This window comes from Polycyclovorans algicola TG408 (genome assembly GCF_000711245.1).
Lineage (GTDB): Bacteria > Pseudomonadota > Gammaproteobacteria > Nevskiales > Nevskiaceae > Polycyclovorans > Polycyclovorans algicola.
Genome location: NZ_JOMH01000001.1, coordinates 126436 through 147545, shown reverse-complemented (window position 1 = coordinate 147545; position 21110 = coordinate 126436). Strand labels below are relative to the sequence as shown.

Below are 21110 nucleotides of genomic sequence, written 5' to 3'. Positions count from 1 at the left end.
TTCAACCCGACGGCATGCTCAGCCCGCCGCAGCCGTTGCGACCCGGGACCCCTGTTTGAGCAGTTGAATCAGCAACAGGGACACGGCAGCCGGGGTAACGCCCGGAATACGCCCGGCCTGGCCCAGTGTTTCGGGGCGGTGTTCAGCCAGTTTGGCCCTCACTTCGTTCGACAGGCCCGACACGCTGGCATAGTCGAACCCGGCGGGAATGCGGCTCTGCTCGTGACGCGCGGTGCGCGCCACGTCGGCACTCTGGCGATCAATGTAGCCAGCGTACTTGACGTCGATTTCGATCTGCTCGGCGATCTCACTGGCGACGTTTGGCGCGACGCCGTCTTGCACGAGGCTGGCGTAGGTGACGTCCGGGCGACGCAACAGTTCCAGCACGGTGATCTTGTGCTGCCCATCGCGTACCCGATGCGCCAGTAGCGCCTCGCGGGCGGTGTTGATCTCACCAAGCTTGGTGCTGAACGCCGCCCAGCGGGCGTCGTCAACCAGCCCCATCTCGCGGCCCACGGGGGTCAGGCGGCGGTCGGCGTTGTCTTCACGCAACAGCAGTCGATGCTCGGCGCGCGAGGTGAACATGCGGTACGGCTCGGTGGTGCCGCGCGTTGTCAGGTCGTCAACCAGCACGCCGATATAAGCCTCGTGGCGGCCCGGCACCCAGGCCGGTTGGCCTTGCACCATGCGCGCGGCATTGATGCCGGCGAGCAGACCCTGCGCAGCGGCCTCTTCATAGCCGGTAGTGCCGTTGATCTGGCCGGCAAAGAACAGGCCTTCGATGGCGGTGGTTTGCAGCGAGCGTTGCAGGTCGCGTGGGTCGAAATAGTCGTACTCGATGGCATAACCCGGCCGCATGATGCGCGCGGCCTCCAGCCCTTCGATGCTGCGCACAAAGGCCAGCTGGATGTCGTAGGGCAGGCTGGTGGAGATGCCGTTGGGGTAGATCTCCGGCGTGCTCAGACCTTCCGGCTCCAGAAAGATCTGATGGCGGTCCTTGTCGGCAAAGCGGTTGACCTTGTCTTCGACGCTGGGGCAGTAGCGCGGGCCGCTGCCTTCGATGACGCCGGTGAACATCGGCGAGCGGTCGAAGCCGCTGCGGATGATGTCGTGGGTATTGGCGTTGGTGTAGGTGATGTGGCAGGGCACCTGGCGCGGGTGATCGGCAAGGCTGCCCATGAACGAGAACACCGGCCGCGGGCTGTCACCGGGTTGTTCGGTTAACCGGGTCCAGTCGATGCTGCGCCCGTCGATGCGCGGCGGTGTGCCGGTCTTGAGTCGGCCGACGCGGGGCATGAGGGCGCGTAGACGCGTTGCCAGCGGCAGACTGGGGCCGTCACCGGCGCGGCCACCCGCGTGGTGTTCCAGACCGATGTGAATGCGCCCGCCGAGGAAGGTGCCAGTGGTGAGCACCACCGTCGGCGCCTCGAAGCGCAGGCCGACGCGGGTGACGACCCCGCGCACTTTTCCCCCGTCGACGATCAGGTCGTCGACTTCCTGCTGAAACAGGTCGAGGTTGGGTTGCTGCTCCAGCGCGGCGCGGACAAAGGCGCGGTACAGGGCGCGGTCGGCCTGGGCACGGGTGGCCCGCACGGCTGGGCCTTTCGAGGCGTTCAGGGTGCGGAACTGGATGCCGGCGTGGTCGGCGGCGCGGGCCATCAGGCCGCCCAGCGCGTCAATTTCCTTGACCAGATGCCCCTTGCCGATGCCGCCGATGGCGGGGTTGCAGCTCATCTGCCCCAGGGTGTCGATGTTTTGCGTGACCAGCAACGTGCGCAGCCCCATACGCGCCGGCGCCAACGCGGCCTCGGTACCGGCATGGCCGCCGCCGACGACGATCACGTCGTAGCGGTGGGCCTGTTCCAGCATGGCGATGTGCGCGGACATGGCAGGCGTCAGAAAGGAATCTTGCCGGTGAGGATGTCCCACCACATGCGCATGTCGCCCTTGTAGCTCAGCCAAGGGTGTTGAAAGGTGGCGGGCTTGTTCTTCTCGAAGAAAAAATGCCCGACCCAGGCCCAGGCGTAACCCTGCGCGAAGGCCAGCGCCAGCAGCCACCATTGGTAGTTGGCAATGGCAATCGCCGCCAGCACGAACGACAACGACGTGCCGACAAAATGCAGACGACGGCTGGTGCGATTCTGGTGCTCTTTGAGGTAGTCGACGTAGAAGTCGTCGAAGTTGGCGTAGTGGTTTTGCATGGCAAATCCAGGGGGCTTGGCAGGGTGAGCAGTATAACGGCAGGCCCCGGACGGTCAGCGGCGTGATGGGCGCCGCGCTGGTAATTAATAAATAACATTAAAAAACTTTGATTGACACATGAAATCATTGAAAATACTGTTGTCAGATATCTTTGCCAACGACGGTCTTCCAATGCCTCTTCGCCCGACTCCAGCGCCCGCCACCACTGCCCCTTCACCGGCGCGTGGTGCCACTGCGCCCAACACCGACCTGCAGCAGATTTTTGCCCGTCTGGCACGCGCCGGGCGCTAGCGGTCGCTGTTCTCGCGGCGCCTGTTGGTATCGACGGGCGGGCAGTTGAGAACCGGCAAGTCGGACGGCTCTAAGTGCTGAAAACCGGGGCACGACAATTGGCCGGCGGGTGGGGCTTCCAGTACACTCCCGCCGTTTTCCAAACCGCCAGAGTTCTCCAGCACGTGAAAGCGACGCGAATTTCAATCAAGAAGGGTTTGACGCTCCCAATCACGGGGCAACCCGATCAAGAGCGCATTGATCACGGCGCTGTCATCACCAAAGTTGCTGTCGTTGGCCCCGACTGTGTCGGCGTCAAGCCGACGATGATGGTCGAAGAAGGCGATGTGGTGAAATTGGGCCAGGCTTTGTTTGAAGACAAGCGCTCGCCGGGTGTTTTGTTCACCGCGCCGGGTGCCGGCAAAGTTGTCGCGATTAACCGTGGCGCTCGTCGGGTGTTGCAGTCGGTGGTGATCGAGCTTGACGGCGATGCCGCCGAAAGTTTCGAGTCGTTCGACGCGGCCACGCTGGGCACATTGGCGGCCGAAAAGGTGCGTGAGCAGTTGATCCGCTCCGGCCTGTGGACGCGGCTGCGCGCCCGGCCCTACAGCAAAGTACCTCGGGTGGATGCCAAGGCCGATGCGCTGTTCATAACTGCCATCGACACCAATCCGTTGGCGCCTGACCCGCAGCGGGTCATTGCCGAAGCGGTGGACGATTTCAAAAATGGCATCACCGTCCTCGCGCGGCTGACTGAAGGCCCGACCTACGTCTGCAAGGCGCCCGACGCGAAGATTCCGCTGCCGGAACTGGACAGCCTGACGGTTGCCGAATTCGCCGGGCCGCACCCGGCCGGCAATCCGGGTACGCACATTCACTTTCTGCACCCGGTGTCGCTGACACGGTCTGCCTGGTACATCGGTTACCAAGACGTCATCGCCGTCGGTCGGCTCGTCACCCATGGCGTTCTGTCGACCGAGCGGATCATTTCGCTGGCCGGTCCGCTGGCAAAAACACCGCGACTGGTTCGCACCCGTGTCGGCGCCAGCATCGAAGAATTGCTGACCGGTGAGGTGAATTCCTGCGCCGACGCGCGGGCGCTGTCGGGTTCGGTGTTCAACGGCCGCACGGCGCGTGCCTGGAGTGCCTACCTGTCGCCGTACCATTCACAGATCACGGTGATGCCCGAAGGCCGCACGCGCGAAATGTTCGGTTGGGTCCGCCCCGGCGTTGATCGTTATTCGAAGATGAATGTGTTGTTCAGCGCCCTGCAGCGCGCCAAGCGCAGTTTCGGCTTCACCACGCACGTCAACGGATCGCCGCGCGCAATGGTGCCGATTGGCAACTACGAGTCCGTGATGCCGCTGGACATTTTGCCGACCCAGTTGCTGAGATACTTATTGGTCCGCGACACCGACATGGCGCAGCGGCTCGGCGCCCTGGACCTTGACGAAGAGGACCTGGCGTTGTGCTCGTTCGTCTGCGTCGGGAAGTATGAGTTTGGTCCCGTGCTTCGTGAAAATCTGGAACAGATCGAAGCCGAGGGCTGATTCGGGCCCCGGCCCAAATGTTTGACAGTGAAGATGAGTGCGATGACACGCCGCCAACCGGTGCGTGACACCCCATCGCCCCGTGAGATCGAGGGATGACATGGCTGGAATCAGAGACTTTTTAGACCGCGCACACCCGCTCTTTGCCAAGGGCGGCAAGTTCGAGAAGTTTTACGCCGTCTACGAGATGGTCGACACCTTCTTCTACTCGCCGTCGGACACCACCCGCGGCGCACCGCACGTGCGTGACGGCATCGACCTGAAACGGGTGATGATCTACGTCTGGATGGCGACCTTCCCGGCCGTCATCGTCGGCTGCTGGAACGTCGGCTACCAGGCCAACACCGCCATGGCCTCGATGGGACTTGAGCAGGCCGATAATTGGCGCCACGTGTTTTTGCATTACTTTGGCTACAACGCCGACAGCTTCATCGCCAACCTCGCGCACGGCTTGTTGTATTGGGTGCCGATCTACATGACCACGTTCATCGTCGGCGGCATGTGGGAAGTGCTGTTTGCTTCGGTGCGCAATCACGAAGTGAATGAAGGGTTCTTCGTCACCTCGATTCTGTTCTCGCTGATTCTGCCGCCGAGCATCCCACTCTGGCAGGTGGCGCTGGGCGTCAGCTTCGGCGTGGTGATCGGCAAGGAAATTTTCGGCGGGACCGGCAAGAATTTCCTCAACCCGGCCTTGGTCGGACGAGCGTTTCTCTACTTCGCCTACCCCGCGCAGATGTCCGGCGACGCGATTTGGACGGCGGTTGATGGCTGGTCGTCAGCCACGACCCTGGGTATCGCCAAGCTCGAGGGCATGGCCGGCGTGCAGGAAGCTGGCATCACCTGGATGCAGACCTTCGTCGGCGTCACCCAGGGCAGTATCGGTGAGGTGTCCGCTCTGGCGATCTTCATCGGCGGCGCCTTCCTGATGATCACCGGCATTGCCAGTTACCGCATCGTGTTCGGCGTCTTGTTTGGCATGGTCGCGATGGCGACGCTGTTCAACGTCGTGGGTTCTGACATCAACCCGATGTACGGCGTGCCTTGGTACTGGCACCTGTCGATCGGCGGGTTCGCCTTCGGCATGATGTTCATGGCCACGGATCCGGTGTCGGCGACCATGACCGACGCTGGGCGCTGGATCTACGGCGGCCTGATCGGCGCCCTGACGGTGCTGATTCGCGTGGTGAACCCTGCGTATCCCGAGACCATCATGCTGGCGATCCTGTTCTGCAACATCCTGGCGCCGCTGATCGATTACAGCGTGATTCGCGCCAATATTTCCCGCCGCGAACGTCGCCTTGCCGCGCCGTCCGCAGCTTGACCCCTACCGAGTTTCGGAGTTCCTCGTCACATGGCGCTAAGTAAAGACAGCAAGGCCTACACGCTGATGATCGCGACGGTTATCTGCCTGGTCGGCTCGGTTCTGGTGTCGACGGCTGCGGTGGTGCTCAAACCGCAGCAGGCCGCCAACCAGCAGCGCGACCGGCAGGTCAACATTCTTCGTGTGGCCGGTCTGTACGAGCCTGGCATCGACGTGGCGGCGGTGTTCGAGGAGCGTGTTGAATCCAAGGTCATCGACTTCACCACCGGCGAAGTGGCTGACGAGATGGACCCTGCCAGCTTCGATGCCAACGTGGTGGCGCGTGACCCGGCCAACCGCATCACGCTCAAGGGTGCAGAAGATATTGCCGGCGTCGGCAGCCATGCCAAATACGGCTTGGTGTACCTGGTTCGCGACGACGAAGACAACCTCAGCCGTATTGTGCTGCCGATCCGTGGCTATGGGCTGTGGTCGACCATGTATGCTTTTTTGGCCCTTGAAGCCGATGCCGACACGGTTGCCGATATCGCGTTTTACCAGCATGCCGAAACCCCCGGGCTCGGCGGCGAGGTGGAGAACCCTGACTGGGCGGCGCAATGGGAAGGCAAGGAAATTTATGGTGACGACGGCGATATTGCCTTCCGTCTGGTGCGCGGCGGTGCCGCGTCCGACGACGAGTACGGCGTCGACGCGCTGTCCGGCGCCACCCTGACGTCCAATGGCGTCACGAACGCGGTCCGCTACTGGCTGTCGAAATCGGCCTATCGCGGTTACCTTGAAAAAGTGAGCAAAGGAAACTCTGATGTCTGAGTCCAGCAAACTGGTCGTTGAGCCGATCGCCAACGACAATCCCATCATTCTTCAAGTGTTGGGCATCTGTTCCGCACTGGCGGTGACCACGCAGATGATGCCGGCGCTGGTGATGTCGATCAGCCTGACGGCCGTCATCGTGTTTACCAGTTTCTTCGTCAGCCTGATCCGCAACGTCATCCCGTCGAACATCCGCATCATTGCGCAGGTGACGGTGGCGGCAGTGGGCGTGATTCTGGTGGACCAGGTGCTCAAGGCCTACGCCTACGACATGAGCAAGCAGCTGTCGGTGTTCATCGGCCTGATTCTGACCAACTGCATCGTGCTGGGCCGGGCCGAGGCGTTTGCAATGAGCAACTCACCGGGCAAGGCGGCACTCGACGGCCTCGGTAACGGACTGGGTTATAGCGTCGTTCTGCTGATCGTCGCGTTTTTCCGTGAGCTGTTCGGCTCGGGCAAGCTGTTTGGCGTTGAGATCATGCCGCTGGTCACCGAAGGGGGCTGGTACCAGTCCAACGGCCTGATGCTGTTGCCGCCCAGTGCCTTTTTCCTCATCGGCCTGATCATTTGGGTGGTGCGGACCTGGAAGCCCGCGCAGGTCGAAAAGCCGTCCTTCCAGATTCATCAGGTGCACCGCACCGAAGTGCTTTAACCCGGAGCCGTACGTATGGAACTCGTCAATCTGGCGATCAAATCGATTTTCGTCGAAAACCTTGCGCTCTCGTTCTTTCTCGGGATGTGCACGTTTCTGGCCATCTCGAAGAAGATCGAGACGGCGTTTGGCCTGGGCGTTGCCGTGGTCGCGGTGCAGACCATCACCGTGCCGGTCAACAACCTGATTTTCAATTACCTGCTGCGCGATGGCGCGCTGGCGTGGGCCGGGCTGCCGGACGTCGACCTGTCGTTTCTCGGCCTGATCAGCTACATCGGCGTGATCGCGGCGCTGGTGCAGATTCTCGAAATGGCGCTCGACAAATACGTGCCCGCGCTCTACAACGCGCTTGGCATCTTTTTGCCGCTGATCACCGTGAACTGCGCGATTCTGGGCGGCTCGCTGTTCATGGTCGAGCGTGATTACACCCTGGCCGAAGCCACGACGTATGGGTTCTCCAGCGGTGTGGGCTGGTTGCTGGCGATCGTGCTGTTTGCCGGTGTCCGCGAAAAGCTCAAGTACTCGGACGTGCCTGACGGTCTGCAGGGGCTCGGTGTCGCCTTCATCAGCGCCGGCCTGCTGGCTTTTGGGTTCATGGCGTTTTCGGGCATCCAGCTCTAAGCGTGTCTCGCCTGGTCTAACGAAAGGAAAGCTATGTTTTTGGAAATCGGTCTTGGCGTTGCCTTTTTCACCGGCATCATCCTGTCATTGGTGCTGGTCATTCTGTTCGCGCGCAGCAAATTGGTCCCGCAGGGCAATGTCACCCTGCTGGTGAACAACGAGCGCTCCCTGACCGTGCCGACCGGCGGCAAGCTGCTGGCAACGCTGGCCGAGAACGGTCTGTTCATCCCGTCGGCCTGCGGTGGTGGTGGTTCCTGCGCCCAATGCCGGCTGAAGGTGCATGAAGGCGGTGGCAACATCCTCCCCACCGAGCTGTCGCACATCACCAAGCGCGAAGCCAAGGACGGCGAACGTCTGTCCTGTCAGGTGGCCGTCAAGCAGGACATGAAGATCGAAGTGCCCGAGCATGTCTTCGGCGTCAAGAAGTGGGAGTGCAAGGTGCGCTCCAATGAAAACGTTGCCACCTTCATCAAGGAATTGGTGCTCGAGCTGCCCGAAGGTGAAAACGTCGATTTCCGCGCGGGGGGCTACATTCAGATCGAGTGCCCGCCGCACGAGATCGATTACAAGCAGTTCGAGGTTGAAGAGCGCTTCCGCGATGACTGGGATCACTTCAACATCTGGCAGTACAAATCCAAAGTCACCGAGAAGATCGAACGCGCCTACTCGATGGCCAGCTATCCGGAAGAGAAGGGCATCATCATGCTCAACGTCCGTATCGCCAGCCCGCCGCCGCGCCAGCCCGACGTGCCGGCCGGCAAGATGTCGAGCTATATCTTCAACCTCAAGCCCGGTGACAAGGTCACGATCTCGGGGCCGTTCGGCGAGTTCTTCGCCCGCGAGACCGAAAAAGAGATGGTCTTCATCGGCGGCGGTGCCGGGATGGCACCGATGCGCAGCCACATCTTCGATCAGCTTCGTCGCCTGAAGTCCAAGCGCAAGATGAGCTTCTGGTACGGCGCGCGCTCACTGCGCGAAATGTTCTATGTCGAAGACTTCGACATGCTCGCCAAGGAGAACGACAATTTCACGTGGCACGTGGCGCTCTCCGAGCCCAAGCCCGAAGACAATTGGACGGGACACACCGGCTTCATTCACAACGTGATTTACGAAAACTATCTCAAAAATCACAAGGCACCTGAAGACTGCGAGTACTACATGTGCGGGCCGCCCATGATGAATGCCGCATGCATCAAGATGCTGTTGGATCTGGGCGTGGAGCGCAAAGACATCATGCTCGACGACTTTGGGGGGTGAGCCTCATTTTTAGCAAAGCGAAAAATGAGGCGAACGCACGGCCGTGGATGGCCAGGCTGGGCTTCGCTCGCCGTGATGCCGTTGCGCCAGGGATGGCAGCCACACGCCCTGCTCATCGCGCCGCGAAAAATGAGGCGAACGCCCATTCAGGGAGCGTTTGGCCCCGGCGAGTCGTGACTCAAAGTCACGAGGAGTTAGCCGAACGCGGGCCGGGCTTTGCTTGCCGTGATGCCGTTGCGCCAGGGATGGCAGCCACACGCCCTGCTCATCGCGCCGCGAAAAATGAGGCGAACGCACGGACAGTGAGCACGGCTAGCAAAGCCTCCGGTGAATGCTTTGCCGTGCGAACGGCCGGGCTGGACTTTGCGGGGCGTGACACCGCAGCTTCGGGGATGGCTTTAGTCGGCGTCGTTACGGAGTTGCGGGTATGTTCGTAACGCTGCTGACAACGCTGGCCGTTACCTTCTCGGTCTTCCTGCTGGCGGTCGGCTGCATGGCGGTCGGCTGGCTGGTGCAGGGTAAAGTGATTAAAGGCAGTTGCGGTGGTCTGGGCGGCGACAGTTGTGGCATCTGCAAGAAGCCTTGCGATGCCCGCGTCAAGAAATTGGCTGAACTGGAAAAGGCGACCGAGCTGTGAGTCGCTTGGCGCACGTGAAAATGATCCGATTACGGGGGAGGATTGCATGAGCCGCTCATTGCGCGACATCACGGTCAAAGAATTCATGTCGGCGTCGCTGGTCAGCTTCAGCCCCGACACCGACATTTTTGCGGCCATCAAGCTACTGGTGGGTCGCGGGGTGTCAGGTGCGCCTGTGCTGGACCAGTTTGGCAACATCATTGGCATGCTCTCCGAGCGCGATTGCATGAAGGTGGCGCTCAACGCGGCCTATCACGACGAGTTTGGCGGCCGCGTGTCCGACTTCATGACCCGCAACCCGGTGTCGGTCGACGCGGCCGCCAGCATTCTCGAGGTCGCCGAAATCTTTTTCACCAACCCCTTCAAGCGTCTACCGGTCATTCATCAGCAGCGACTGGTCGGTCAGGTGTCACGCTCGGACGTGCTCAAAGCCATAGACCGCTTCGTGCAGGTCGACTTGAACGACGCTTGATCGCGCCGGCCGTCGCTGACGCAGGGTTGTTGCGTGGGCGTACGCCCCGCCGGGTGAGCTGATCCGGATGCGCGGCTTTGCACGTCGCCCTGAGGACGATCTTCCCGACAGCCCGCCTGACTGGCGCATCATTCGGCGCCTGATGCCGTTCCTTTGGGCGCACTGGCAGCGAATCGCCATCGCGTTGTCCTGCCTGGTGCTGGCCAAGTTGGCGACGGTGACACTGCCGATGCTGATGAAGCGGCTGGTCGACGGATTCTCGGGCGAGACGGCGACCTTGGTGCTGCCTATCAGTTTGCTCTTGGCCTACGGCGTAATGCGCTGGGCCAGCGGCTTGTTTGCCGAGTTGCGGGACATCGCTTTTGGCCATGTCGGCGAGCGCGTCGTCAGACAGGTTTCGGGCGCGGTGCTACGGCACTTGCACGCTCTGGAAATGGCCTTTCACCTGGATCGCCGCACCGGCGCCCTGTCGCGTGACATCGAGCGCGGACAAGGCGGCATCAGCTTTTTGCTGCGGTTCCTGCTGTTCAACATTCTGCCGACCGTGCTCGAGATCGGCATGGTCGCGATTATTCTCGGCACCGTTTATGGGCCGGCCTATGCGGTGCTGACGGGCGGATCAGTCGCCATCTATCTGGCGTTCTCCGTCACCGTGACCCAGTGGCGAACCCAGTTTTTGCGCGATGCCAACCGGCTGGATGCCGACGCCAACACGCGGGCGGTCGACAGCTTGCTCAACTACGAAACGGTCAAATACGCCAACACCGAGGCGCGTGAGGCCAAGGCCTACGACGCCGCACTGGGCGTCTGGGAGCGCGCCCAACTCAAGAGCCGACTGAGCCTGGCCGGCCTCAACATCGGTCAGGGCCTGATCATCGCGCTGGCGATGACATCGATGATGTGGATGGCCGCCGACGGTATTACCCGCGGTGATCTGACGGTCGGTGATTTTGTCGCGATTAACGCCTACATGATGCAGTTGTTCATTCCGCTCAACCTGCTGGGATTTGTCTATCGTGAGATTCGCCGCGCGCTGACCGACATGGGCCGCATGTTCGGCCTGCTCGACCGCGCGCCCGCTTGGCCCGATCGCGCCGACGCGCAGGTGCTGCCGCCCGGGCCGCTGACCGTGCGCTTCGAGCAGGTGGACTTTGCATACAGCCCAGACCGGCCGTTGCTCAGCCAGCTCAGCTTCGAGCTACAACCGGGCCGGACGCTTGCGGTGGTCGGCGCCACGGGCAGTGGCAAATCTTCATTGGCGAGGCTGCTGTACCGGTTCTACCCGCCGACGGGCGGGCAGATAACCGTCAATGGGCAAGCCATTGATCATTGGTCCACTGACTCGCTGCGCCGGCAGATCGCGGTGGTCCCTCAGGAGCCGGTGCTGTTCAACGGGCCACTCGGCGAAAACATTGCCTATGGCGAAGCCGAGCCCGACCCAGCGCGCGTGCAGGAGGTGTTGGCGGCCACCCAGCTTGCAGACTGGATCGCGCGTCTGCCGCAGGGTCTGGAGACCCCTGTGGGTGAGCGCGGCCTCAAACTCAGCGGCGGCGAGAAGCAGCGCGTGGCGCTGGCCCGGGCACTGCTCAAGCCGGCCTCGGTGCTGGTGCTTGATGAGGCGACCTCGGCGTTGGACGCGCTCACCGAACAGCGTGTGCTGCGCGCCCTGTCCGAGCGTCTGCCACGACGGGCCTGCGTGGTCATCGCCCATCGGCTGGCCTCGATACGGCACGCTGACGAGATCATCGTGCTGGACCACGGTCGGGTGATTGAACGCGGCGATCACGCTGCGCTGCTGGCCCAGAACGGACACTACGCCCACCTTTGGCAAGCCCAGACCGCCCACCGCCTGCACGGCGCTGCGCTTCCGGACCGATGAACGGTCAATAATGGCGACGCGCCCGCCTGGGTGCGACTACTGTCGCAGGGGTTTGACGACCATCGACCATGAAATCCAACACTAGAACGATTTTGGTCACCGGTGCCGCAGGCGCCCTCGCGCGCCGCGTGGTCAGTCTGCTGGGTGCCAATCACCACGTCATTGCCGTCGATTTTCGGCGTCAGGTCGATTGCCCGGAAGCGACCGCATCTTATTCGCTGGACGTCCATGCACGCGGGTTCGAAGAGATCTTTCGCCGACACGACATCGACACCGTGATCCACATTGGTCGAGTGTTTGGTCACGAACAGAGTCGTCAGAATCGGTACAACGCCAACGTGCTGGGCAGCAAGCGATTGTTCGAGTTGTCGCGCAAACACGGCGTGCGGCAAGTCATGGTCCACTCGACCTACTTCGTTTACGGCGCGGCGCGGTTCAACCCGGCGCTGATGGACGAGGACACCCCGCTGAAAGCCAGCGAAGTCAGCCATGATCTGGTCGACGCGGTGGAGCTGGAGAACCTCACCCAGATCTACCTGCGGAAGTATCCCGAGCTCAACATCACACTGCTGCGGCCCTGCAATATTTTGGGGCCGGGGGTTCGCAACAGCCTGTCGCTGCTGCTGTCGCGACGCCTGGCGCCGGTCCTGATCGGCTACGCGCCGTTGATGCAGTTTCTGCATGTTGATGACATGGCCGAAGCCCTGGTCCGCGCGTGTGAGGTCAACCGGCCGGGCGTCTACAACGTCGCCCCGGCCGAATGGATGACCTACCCCGACGCGGTTGTTCAGTCTGGGTGTCGACGACTGCCGTTAGTGTTGCCGGGTCGCTTGCCGCAGTTGATGGGTCAGGTCTTGAACCGGCGCGCTTTCCTCCCACCTTATCTGGTGAATTATTTGAAATACCCGGTCGTCATCGATGGCACGTTGTTTCGAGACACGTTCGATTGGCGACCGAAGCGCACCGCAACCGAGATTTTTCAGACCTACCGCGATGCCAAGCGCGCCTGAACTTTCGCAACCCATGGCTTGCTGATACAAGCCCCACTAGCTCAAGGAGTGAATCATGGCCAAACCCAAAACCCCGAAAATTGACACCGGTATTCCCCGCGGCAGCCGCGAGGCGACGGCCGATGGTCTCAGCCGCCTGCTCGCCGACGAGTACACGCTTTACCTGAAAACCCACAATTTTCACTGGAACGTGACCGGGCCGATGTTCAACACCCTGCACACCATGTTTGAAACGCACTATCAGGAGTCGGCGTTGGCGGTGGATGAAATCGCCGAGCGCATTCGCGCGCTGGGGTTCCCTGCGCCGGGCACCTACAAGCAGTACGTCGCGCTGTCGACCATCGAAGAGGAGTCCGGCGTTCCCGAAGCCCTTGAAATGGTCAAGCTGCTGGTCAAGGGACACGAGGCCTGCGCCAAGACCGCGCGCACCGTGTTCCCGCTGGCTGAAGGCGGCCAAGATGAAGTGACCGCCGACCTGTTGACCCAGCGCCTGCAGGTTCACGAGAAGACCGCGTGGATGCTCCGCAGTCTGCTGCAGTAGGTCGATGAGCACGCCCGTTTCATCTGCGCCGCGTCCGGTGATCCGGGCGCGGCGCTTGTCTGTGCACTATCAGCGGCCTGCAGGTCACTGGTGGGGCAGGGCGTCGGAGGTTCGGGCGGTGGATCAGATCGATCTGAACCTCAACGCCGGCGAGACACTGGGCATCGTCGGCGAGTCGGGCTGCGGCAAGTCGACATTGGCGCGGTCACTGGTCGGCCTGGTGCCCGTGACCAAGGGCTCGGTCGAGATCAACGGACAAGACATCACCCGCTTCAATGCCGCCCAATGGCGGGCGTTGCGGCGGCAAGTGCAGTTCGTGTTCCAGGACCCCCTGGCCAGCCTCGACCCGCGGATGACCATCGGGCAGGCCATCGCCGAGCCGATGATGTCGCTGAGTCCCGAGTGGGGCGCCGCCGAGCGGCAGCGGCGGGTGGCCGAGTTGCTGGAGCGGGTGGGGCTGTCATCATCACTGCAGAACCGCTACCCGCACGAGTTTTCGGGCGGCCAGTGTCAGCGCGTCGGTATCGCCCGCGCGCTGGCGGTCGAGCCGTCCATCCTGATTTGTGACGAGCCGGTCTCCGCACTGGACGTGTCGGTACAGGCACAGATCGTCAATTTGTTGCGTGATCTTCAGCGCGAACGTGGCCTGTCGATGTTGTTCATCGCCCACGACCTGGCGGTGGTGCGGCATCTGTCAGACCGCATCATGGTGATGTATCTGGGCCGGATGATGGAACAGGCCAACACGGATGCGCTGTTCGAGTCGCCCAAGCACCCGTACACGCGGGCGTTGCTGGCCTCAATCCCGCGACCAGGCCGTCCGCTGCCATCAGACGATGAACGCCTCGTCGGTGAATTGCCGTCCGCGGCGATGCGCCACCCGGGTTGTGTCTTCGCCTCGCGTTGCCCGATTTCCGAGGGGATGTGTGCCATGCAACTGCCGCCGGTTTACCGCGACACAAACGGCTCGGCGGCCTGCCACTTCATCGGCGGCAATGCAGCGATGAGTTCGACCGTGCTCAGCCGCTCATTGCAGACGCCGGCTTAGCGCCGACAGTTGGGCTGGCGCCCGGCACTGCGGGCGCGTTCGTAGATCGGCATCGAGTTGGCAAGCTCGGCGTTCAAGTCGCGGATGCGGGTGTCGTGTGACGGATGGGTGCTGGTGAACTCGGCCGGTGACCGGCCGCCGGCCTCGGCGGCCATGTTCTGCCAGAGCTGCACCGCCGCGCTGGGGTTGAACCCCGCTTCGGCCATGTAGCGCATGCCGAGGATGTCGGACTCCGACTCGTCACCGCGTGAGTTGGGCAACACCAGCAGCATGTTGGCGCCCGCGCCGATCAGGTCACCGCCCATGCCGGTTGCTGCAGAGAAAATCGCCACGCCAAACTGCGTTGCCATCTGGTTTGAAACCCGCGCGCCCGAATGCCCGGCAATGACGTGGGCAATTTCGTGACCGATGACTGCGGCGAGTTGGTCCTGGTTCTTGGCGACCTTGAGCAAGCCGGTGTAGACGCCGATCTTGCCGCCCGGCAAGGCGAAGGCGTTGACTTGATCGGACTCGAAGGTTTGCACTTCCCAGTCGATCTGGCCGGGGATGAACGGCAGGATATTGTTGGTGACGCACTCAACGTAACGGCGGGTTGAGGCCGATTGGGTCGCGGGAAGCTCCTGCTTCATCTCGGTGAAGGCGGCCGATCCCATCTGGTTGAGATGCGCCTCACTGATCAGCCGAAGCTGTGAGCGTCCGGTGGGGGATGTCGCGCACGCCACCACGGCTACGGCGGTTGCTGCCAACGCCGCACCGGTCAACCAACGTTTACGCTTGATTTGCATCTGTCGCCCCGAGTCGAAAAGTCGCTGCGGCACTCTATGCCGAAATCATGAATGCGGCATGATCTGGGGGCCTTGGGGCCTTGGAATCACCAGATTTCCTCAGTCGCGCCTGAAGACCGGCCCACGGTGCGCGAAGCGTGGGTGCGGGGACGGTCGCCCTGGCGAAAAAACAGGCGGCAACGCAGCGATACGGCAATTGTTAACAGGCCCTAGGGTTCTAGCCGCTCAAGCCGCCAACCTGCCCCATCGCGGCAGTAGCGAAGTCGGTCATGAAAACGCCCACCACGACCCTGCCAAAACTCGACACTGCGCGGTGTGAGCCCGTAGCCGCCCCAGTGCTCGGGCAGTGGAACGGGCCCATCGCCGAAGCGCGCCTCGGTCTCGGCCAGTCGGGCTTCGAGCTCGGCCCGGTCACTGACCACCGATGACTGCCGTGACGTGTGTGCGGCCAGTTGCGAGCCGCGATAACGCGTCGCGAAGTAGGTCGCCGACAATTCGCGCGAGACCTTGGTCACCCCACCTTCGATGCGCACCTGGCGCTCCAGCCGGTCCCACCAGAAGGTCGCGGCGGCCGCCGGGTTGACAGCGAGTTCTTGCGCCTTGCGGCCGCGATAGTCGGTGTAGAACGTGAACTGGCCGTCATGAATGCCCTTGAACAGGACGATTCGCAGGCTCGGCACCGCATCCTTGTCGGCGGTGGCCAGCGCCATCGCGCCGGGCTCAATCATGCCCGCAGCGCGCGCGTCCTCAAGCCAACACAGAAACTGGGCGAACGGGTCGGCGGCCACGTCCTCGGCGTTCAACGGCGGATTCTTCGTGTATTGCGACACGGCGGCCTCTGGCAAACTCGGGGGCTCCATTGTGACGGATTCAACCATGACCTCATTCAAGGCGATACGCGTGCATCAGGTGGAGCGCGCCACGAACTCCCAACTCGAAACGATCACGTTGGACGATCTGTCGGCCGGCGAGGTGGTCGTTCGCGTTGCGTGGTCGGGGCTCAACTACAAGGATGCGTTGGCGGTGTCCGGCAAGGGCCGGATCATGAAGGGCTTCCCCAAAGTGGCGGGCATCGATCTCAGTGGCATCGTCGAATCCAGCGACGACCCTGCGTGGCGCAAGGGCGACCGCGTTCTGGTCACCGGCTGCAACATCGGTGAGTTACTGGATGGCGGCCTGGCCGAGAGGGCCCGCGTGCCGGCCTCGGCGGTCGTGCGCTTGCCCGAGGGCATGGACCTGCGCGAAGCCATGGCCATTGGCACCGCCGGCTTCACGGCCGCGCTGGCACTCAAGCGCATGCTCGAAAATCACCAGCACCCTGATATGGGACCGATTGTTGTCAATGGCCCCACGGGCGGCGTCGGCGGCATCGCGCTGGATTTGTTCAGCCGCGCCGGCTTTGAAGTGCACGCGCTTACCGGCAAGGCCGCGGCACAGTCCGACTACTTGAAGAAACTCGGCGCCCACGCCGTCATCGACCGACTGACGCTGGACGTCGGCAGCCGGCCGCTGGAGTCCGCCACCTGGGGTGGCGCCGTCGATAATCTGGGCGGTGAGTCGCTGGGCTACCTGACGCGCACCGTGCGTCCCTGGGGCAACATCGCCTCCATCGGCCTGGCGCAGGCTCACACGCTCGAAACGACGGTGATGCCGTTCATCCTGCGCGGCGTGTCACTGCTCGGCATTCACTCGGTCGAGTGCCCGCGGGCCTGGCGGGAATGGATCTGGCAACAGTTGGCCGGGCCGTGGAAGCTGCGGCATCTCGACACACTTGTGAGCCGCGAGATCCTGCTCGATCAGGTCAAGGCCACCTGTGACGAGCAGGTTGCGGGTTCACTTGTCGGGCGCACGGTGGTCAAGCTGTCGGGCGATCTCTGACCTGCGGCGCTTAAAACAAAAATGCCGGGTTTGAAACCCGGCATTTTCATGTCGATCAAGCAGGGTTCAAACGGCAGTTTTCATCATCAGCTTGACGATTCTTTCCGACGTTTTGGTGTACGGCGGGAACAGCAGCTTGGCGAGCATGAAGCGGGTGCGCACCATCGCCCGCTCGTGCGAGAACGCCTTGAAGCCCCAGAAGCCGTGTGCGGCGCCGATGCCCGAGTTGTTGACGCCACCGAACGGCAGGTTGCCATGCAAAAAATGCACGACTGCATGGTTGATGCACGTCCCGCCGGCGCTGGTCTGCTTGCTCAGCTTTTCGATGTTCGCCTCGTTCTTGCTCCAGATGTAGAGCGCCAACGGCTTCGGCGCATCGTTGATCTTGCGGATCACGTCGTCCAGGTCGCGGTAGCCGATGACCGGCAGCAATGGCCCGAAGATTTCTTCGGTCATGATCTCGGCGTCGGGCGGCAGGTTGTCGAGCAGGGTGGGCGCGACGAAGCAGTCATCAGCATCGGTCGTGCCCCCACACAGCGTGGTGGCGCCCTTGGCCACTGCGTCGTCGAGCAGGGCCTTGATGCGCCCGGTGTGGCGGCTGTTGACGATACGCGCGAGGAAAGGGCTGGCTTGGCGCGCGGCGTCGTCGTCGCCATAGACGGTTTTCAGCACCTTCAGGCAGGCGGCGATGAAGGCCGGCTTCACCGACTCGTGCACGTACAGGTGATCGGGCGCGATGCAGGTCTGGCCGTTGTTGGTGAACTTGCCCCAGAGAATGGTCTTGGCGGCCGACTCAAGATCGGCGCTTTCGTCGATCACCGTGGGTGACTTGCCGCCCAGCTCCAGGGTCACGCTGGTCAGGTGTTTGGCGGCGGCGGCCATCACCACTTTGCCGATGGCCGGCGAGCCGGTGAAAAAGATGTGGTCAAACGGCAGGCTGAGCAGCTCGGTCGAGACCTCGACCTCGCCTTCGATCACCGTGACTTCGTCTTCTGAAAACACCTCACGAACGATGCGCGACATCAGCGCGGCGGCGTGCGGCGTCATCTCGGACGGCTTGATGATGGCGGTGTTGCCGGCCGCAATCGCCGAGGCCAGCGGGCCAAAGCTCAAGTTCACCGGGTAGTTCCACGGCGAAATGATCAGGCAGCGCCCCTTGGGCTCGTGCTGCACCCACGCCTTGGTGCCGACCATCATCCGCGTGGGCATCACGTGGCTGGGCTTCATCCATTTCTTGAGGTGCCGCACGGCGTCGTTGATTTCGGCGATGACGGGCAGAATTTCGGTGGCGTCGACTTCCAGCGCGGGCTTCTTGAAGTCGGCGTAACCGGCTTCGCGAATCGCCTCTTGATTGGCAAACATCGCCTCTTTAAGGCGCTTGAGCTTGGCGATGCGCTCGGCAGCGGTCGAGGTGCGCAGCCGCAGGGCCGTGTCGCGGTGGGCTTCAAAGACTTCGCGAATGCGGGTCAGCGGCGGGTTGCCGGTGCCGGGCAAATGGTTGGCGGCAAGGTTCATGACCTCTCCTCGGGTTGATTGAACAGTCGGTCAAGTTATAGAAGCCCGAACGTTGCCACAAGCCGCCGCCGCTACACTTGCCCCAGCGCGCCAAAAAAAGAATGGGGAGTCGTGAATGGGAATGCTCAAGCCGCTGGATGCCGCATGGTTGTACGTCGACACCAAGGAAACGCCGATGCACGTCGGTTGTCTGGCGATTTTTTCGCTGCCCCATGACGCCGGGCCCGACTTCATCCCCAGTCTGTTCAGCCACCTTCGCGAGACGCCGCGCTTTGCGTCGCCGTTCAACCTCAAGCTGGTCAGTCCGAAGCTCAAGAGCGTGCTGCCGATGTGGAAGACCGCCGACGAGATCGATCTGGACTATCACCTGCGCCACTCGGCGCTGCCCAAGCCGGGCGGCGAGCGCGAACTGGGGGTGCTGGTCTCGCGTCTGCACTCGCACTCCATGGATTTCAACCGTCCGCTGTGGGAGGCGCACGTCATCGAGGGTTTGGAGAACGGCCGCTTCGCGCTGTACATGAAGATGCACCACTCCATGGTCGACGGCGTGGGCGGCATGCGCATGCTGCAGAAGATGATGGTGCCCGACCCCAAGGCCTCAGCCATGCCGCCACCCTGGGCGATTGGTCGGGGGCAGCGCACGCCGGGTGCGCTCAAACCCCCCGGCCTGGGCGAGACCCTGCTTGCTCAGCTTCAGGCCGCGCCGCAGGTTGGCAAAGCGTTGGGGCATTTGCTGGTCGAGCATTTTCGGCACAGCGCGCCCGATGAGGCACTGCCTTTCCAGGGGCCGAGCTCCATTCTCAACCAGCGCGTCTCGGGTCAACGACGCTTTGCCACCCAGTACTACGCGTTGGCAAGGATCAAGGCGGTGGCCAAGGCGGCATCGGTATCGGTCAATGATGTCTTTCTGGCGCTGTGCAGCGGCGCCCTGCGGCGCTATCTGGCGGAGGTTCAGGCGTTGCCCGAGGGCGCGTTGACGGCAGGGATTCCAGTGTCGATTCGACCCGAGGGGGATGACGAAACCAGCAACGCCATCAGCTTCATCATCGCCAGCCTGAACACCCACCTGAGCGCGCCGCTCGATCGGCTGCAAGCCATTCGCCGGTCCACCGAAGTCGCCAAGGCACTGTTGCGCAAGCTGCCCGCGGCGGGGCTGACCAGCTACACCGCGCTGTTCATGGCGCCGTTCATGATGCAACTGGTGGCGGGCCTGGGCGGCGTCGCGCGGCCGATGTTCAACATCACCGTCTCCAATGTGCCGGGGCCGACCCGGCCGCTCTACTTCAATGGCGCGCGCATGGAGCAGATGTACCCGGTGTCACTGCTCAGCCACGGCCAGGGTTTGAACATCACCTGTGTCAGCTACGCCGGGCAGTTCAACATCGGCCTCACCGGCTGCCGTGACTCGCTGCCTCATATGCAGCGGCTGGCCGTTTACATGGGCGAGGCGCTGGAAGAACTCGAGCAGGTGCTGGGCATGACGCCGGCGGAACCTGCGAAGAAGCCGCGCCGTCGCGCCGCCACCCAAAAGGCGCCGCGCGTGAAGGGTTGAAACCCGGCCTGCAACCGATTCATGCCGTGGGCGGCGTGGCGGGTGCCGTTGCCGTCGCCGCACTGCCCCACAGGTGCGTGCCGTACTTCCAGTAGCCGTTGACGTTGGCCAGGCGCGGGTCTTCGTCTTCAGGCATCGCCAGCACCTCGCCGTCAATCAGCGGCTTGAGGCGTGGATACAAGGCCTTGCCGCCGCCGCCGGTGATGACGATGGCCTCCAGATCCCAGTCGTCCGACCACAGCCGGTTCACCTCGGTCGCAATGCGTTCGGCCAGTTGATCGAAGGCCTGGTTAATGACCGGCTTGAGGTCGTACAAGGTGCCCTTGACGCGCAGGCTGCCGCGGCTGAACGCCTCGTGCAGGCGGAACAATTCGATGCTGATGCCGGACTGGTCCTGCAAGAACGCGGCCACCTGGGCATAGGCGCTGGACATGCCCGAATCGGTCGACAGACTGCCGCGCTCCGAGTACCGGGTCTTGTCACTGATGGTGAAGTCGGCCGTACGAAAGCCGATGTCGATGATGCCGATCTTCTCGGTCACATAGCGTTGTGACGAAGGTTTTCCCAAGTTGTTGAGCATCAACCCGAACAGACTGCCGAAGGGCTGCGGAATCACCCGCACCTGCTCGATGTAAACCTGCTGTTCCACCGGCCGGCCGTCGGCACCAAAAGCCACCAGCGCATGGCGACCCTTGAGTAGCGCCGATACGGCCTCGCGATAGCGCTTGAAGAAGCTGATGGGCAGCCCGGTGACCAGTCGAATCGGCTCACCGTCCGGTGCGTAGGGCGCAATCGCCGCCAGTGCCAGCTGTTTGGCGTGCTTGGCGAGAAATTGCGCCGGGTCCAGCGTGAAGCGCCGACCGCGTGACTGTGTCTCGGCCCACTCGCCAACAAAAAACGTCTCGTCACCCAGACGGAAATGGCGGGGCGGCAGGGTGCTGTTGCCCACCAGTGACTCACCGAACTGCGCTGGATTGGCCTCCCCCAGAATCGATTTGAACAACTGGTGGCCGCGACCGTCGGTCGCCTTGGTGTAGCCAAACCCCATATCGGTGGCAATAACTTTCACGTGCAATCCCTGAATTGACCGTTGGTGTGGGCATGAAAATA

General features: G+C 62.6%; 20 protein-coding genes. 14 read left to right on the top strand and 6 right to left on the bottom strand.

The annotated features are described in order from the left end of the window. Positions 1–18: 18 nt before the first annotated feature. Both mnmG and U741_RS0100620 read right to left on the bottom strand, forming a co-directional pair. Complete coding sequence (gene mnmG, locus U741_RS0100625) at positions 19–1869, bottom strand: tRNA uridine-5-carboxymethylaminomethyl(34) synthesis enzyme MnmG (RefSeq protein WP_029888560.1); 1851 nt, start codon at positions 1867–1869, stop codon at positions 19–21. Positions 1870–1895: 26 nt separating this feature from the next. Continuing rightward, a complete protein-coding gene (locus tag U741_RS0100620) occupies positions 1896–2201 on the bottom strand; it encodes an Mpo1-like protein (RefSeq protein WP_029888559.1) in 306 nt (101 codons plus the stop codon). Between the two features lie 471 nt (positions 2202–2672). Here U741_RS0100620 and U741_RS0100615 point away from each other — a divergent pair, with 471 nt between their 5' ends. The 12 genes from U741_RS0100615 to U741_RS0100560 all read left to right on the top strand — a co-directional run bounded on the left by U741_RS0100615 (position 2673) and on the right by U741_RS0100560 (position 14270). Further along, positions 2673–4022, top strand: coding sequence for a Na(+)-translocating NADH-quinone reductase subunit A (locus tag U741_RS0100615; RefSeq protein WP_029888558.1), 1350 nt, complete (start codon positions 2673–2675; stop codon positions 4020–4022). Positions 4023–4122: 100 nt separating this feature from the next. Then, positions 4123–5343, top strand: coding sequence for an NADH:ubiquinone reductase (Na(+)-transporting) subunit B (locus tag U741_RS0100610; protein ID WP_029888557.1), 1221 nt, complete (start codon positions 4123–4125; stop codon positions 5341–5343). A gap of 30 nt (positions 5344–5373) precedes the next feature. After that, the gene (locus tag U741_RS0100605) at positions 5374–6153 is read left to right on the top strand and encodes a Na(+)-translocating NADH-quinone reductase subunit C (RefSeq protein ID WP_029888556.1); all 780 of its coding nucleotides are present in this window, start codon (positions 5374–5376) and stop codon (positions 6151–6153) included. Continuing rightward, positions 6146–6805, top strand: a complete 660-nt coding sequence (locus U741_RS0100600) for an NADH:ubiquinone reductase (Na(+)-transporting) subunit D (protein WP_029888555.1) — start codon at positions 6146–6148, stop codon at positions 6803–6805. Before U741_RS0100605 ends, U741_RS0100600 begins: the two co-directional genes overlap by 8 nt. A gap of 15 nt (positions 6806–6820) precedes the next feature. Continuing rightward, the gene (nqrE, locus tag U741_RS0100595) at positions 6821–7426 is read left to right on the top strand and encodes an NADH:ubiquinone reductase (Na(+)-transporting) subunit E (RefSeq protein WP_029888554.1); all 606 of its coding nucleotides are present in this window, start codon (positions 6821–6823) and stop codon (positions 7424–7426) included. A gap of 33 nt (positions 7427–7459) precedes the next feature. After that, positions 7460–8683: an NADH:ubiquinone reductase (Na(+)-transporting) subunit F gene (gene nqrF, locus U741_RS0100590; RefSeq protein ID WP_029888553.1), complete on the top strand. Its 1224-nt coding sequence runs from the start codon at positions 7460–7462 to the stop codon at positions 8681–8683. A 442-nt stretch (positions 8684–9125) separates the two neighbouring features. Then, positions 9126–9320, top strand: a complete 195-nt coding sequence (gene nqrM, locus U741_RS0100585) for a (Na+)-NQR maturation NqrM (RefSeq protein WP_029888552.1) — start codon at positions 9126–9128, stop codon at positions 9318–9320. Positions 9321–9366: 46 nt separating this feature from the next. After that, positions 9367–9792: a CBS domain-containing protein gene (locus U741_RS0100580; RefSeq protein ID WP_029888551.1), complete on the top strand. Its 426-nt coding sequence runs from the start codon at positions 9367–9369 to the stop codon at positions 9790–9792. A gap of 67 nt (positions 9793–9859) precedes the next feature. Then, on the top strand, positions 9860–11671 hold the full coding sequence (locus U741_RS0100575) for an ABCB family ABC transporter ATP-binding protein/permease (RefSeq protein ID WP_052378360.1): 1812 nt from the start codon (positions 9860–9862) through the stop codon (positions 11669–11671). A gap of 68 nt (positions 11672–11739) precedes the next feature. Further along, entirely contained in the window at positions 11740–12681 is a 942-nt protein-coding gene (locus U741_RS0100570) for an NAD-dependent epimerase/dehydratase family protein (protein ID WP_029888549.1), read from the top strand. A gap of 55 nt (positions 12682–12736) precedes the next feature. Continuing rightward, positions 12737–13222, top strand: a complete 486-nt coding sequence (locus tag U741_RS0100565) for a Dps family protein (protein WP_029888548.1) — start codon at positions 12737–12739, stop codon at positions 13220–13222. 118 nt (positions 13223–13340) lie between these two features. Beyond that, the gene (locus U741_RS0100560; RefSeq protein WP_235199839.1) at positions 13341–14270 is read left to right on the top strand and encodes an ABC transporter ATP-binding protein; all 930 of its coding nucleotides are present in this window, start codon (positions 13341–13343) and stop codon (positions 14268–14270) included. Here the strand turns inward: U741_RS0100560 and U741_RS0100555 are convergent. Then, entirely contained in the window at positions 14267–15055 is a 789-nt protein-coding gene (locus tag U741_RS0100555) for a M48 family metallopeptidase (protein WP_029888546.1), read from the bottom strand. The two genes, U741_RS0100560 and U741_RS0100555, sit on opposite strands and share 4 nt — an antisense overlap. A gap of 209 nt (positions 15056–15264) precedes the next feature. Beyond that, entirely contained in the window at positions 15265–15885 is a 621-nt protein-coding gene (gene pdxH / locus U741_RS0100550; RefSeq protein ID WP_235199838.1) for a pyridoxamine 5'-phosphate oxidase, read from the bottom strand. Positions 15886–15931: 46 nt separating this feature from the next. Between pdxH and U741_RS0100545 the strand changes: the two genes are divergently transcribed. Further along, a complete protein-coding gene (locus tag U741_RS0100545; RefSeq protein WP_029888544.1) occupies positions 15932–16933 on the top strand; it encodes a YhdH/YhfP family quinone oxidoreductase in 1002 nt (333 codons plus the stop codon). A 66-nt stretch (positions 16934–16999) separates the two neighbouring features. Here U741_RS0100545 and U741_RS0100540 read toward each other — a convergent pair whose 3' ends face one another. Further along, the gene (locus tag U741_RS0100540; RefSeq protein ID WP_029888543.1) at positions 17000–18448 is read right to left on the bottom strand and encodes an aldehyde dehydrogenase family protein; all 1449 of its coding nucleotides are present in this window, start codon (positions 18446–18448) and stop codon (positions 17000–17002) included. 115 nt (positions 18449–18563) lie between these two features. On the opposite strand from U741_RS0100540, the gene U741_RS0100535 reads away from it, so the two are divergent. Next, positions 18564–20000: a WS/DGAT/MGAT family O-acyltransferase gene (locus U741_RS0100535; protein ID WP_029888542.1), complete on the top strand. Its 1437-nt coding sequence runs from the start codon at positions 18564–18566 to the stop codon at positions 19998–20000. A 19-nt stretch (positions 20001–20019) separates the two neighbouring features. Here the strand turns inward: U741_RS0100535 and U741_RS0100530 are convergent, their stop codons facing one another. Further along, the gene (locus tag U741_RS0100530; RefSeq protein ID WP_052378358.1) at positions 20020–21069 is read right to left on the bottom strand and encodes a ParM/StbA family protein; all 1050 of its coding nucleotides are present in this window, start codon (positions 21067–21069) and stop codon (positions 20020–20022) included. Positions 21070–21110: the final 41 nt, after the last annotated feature.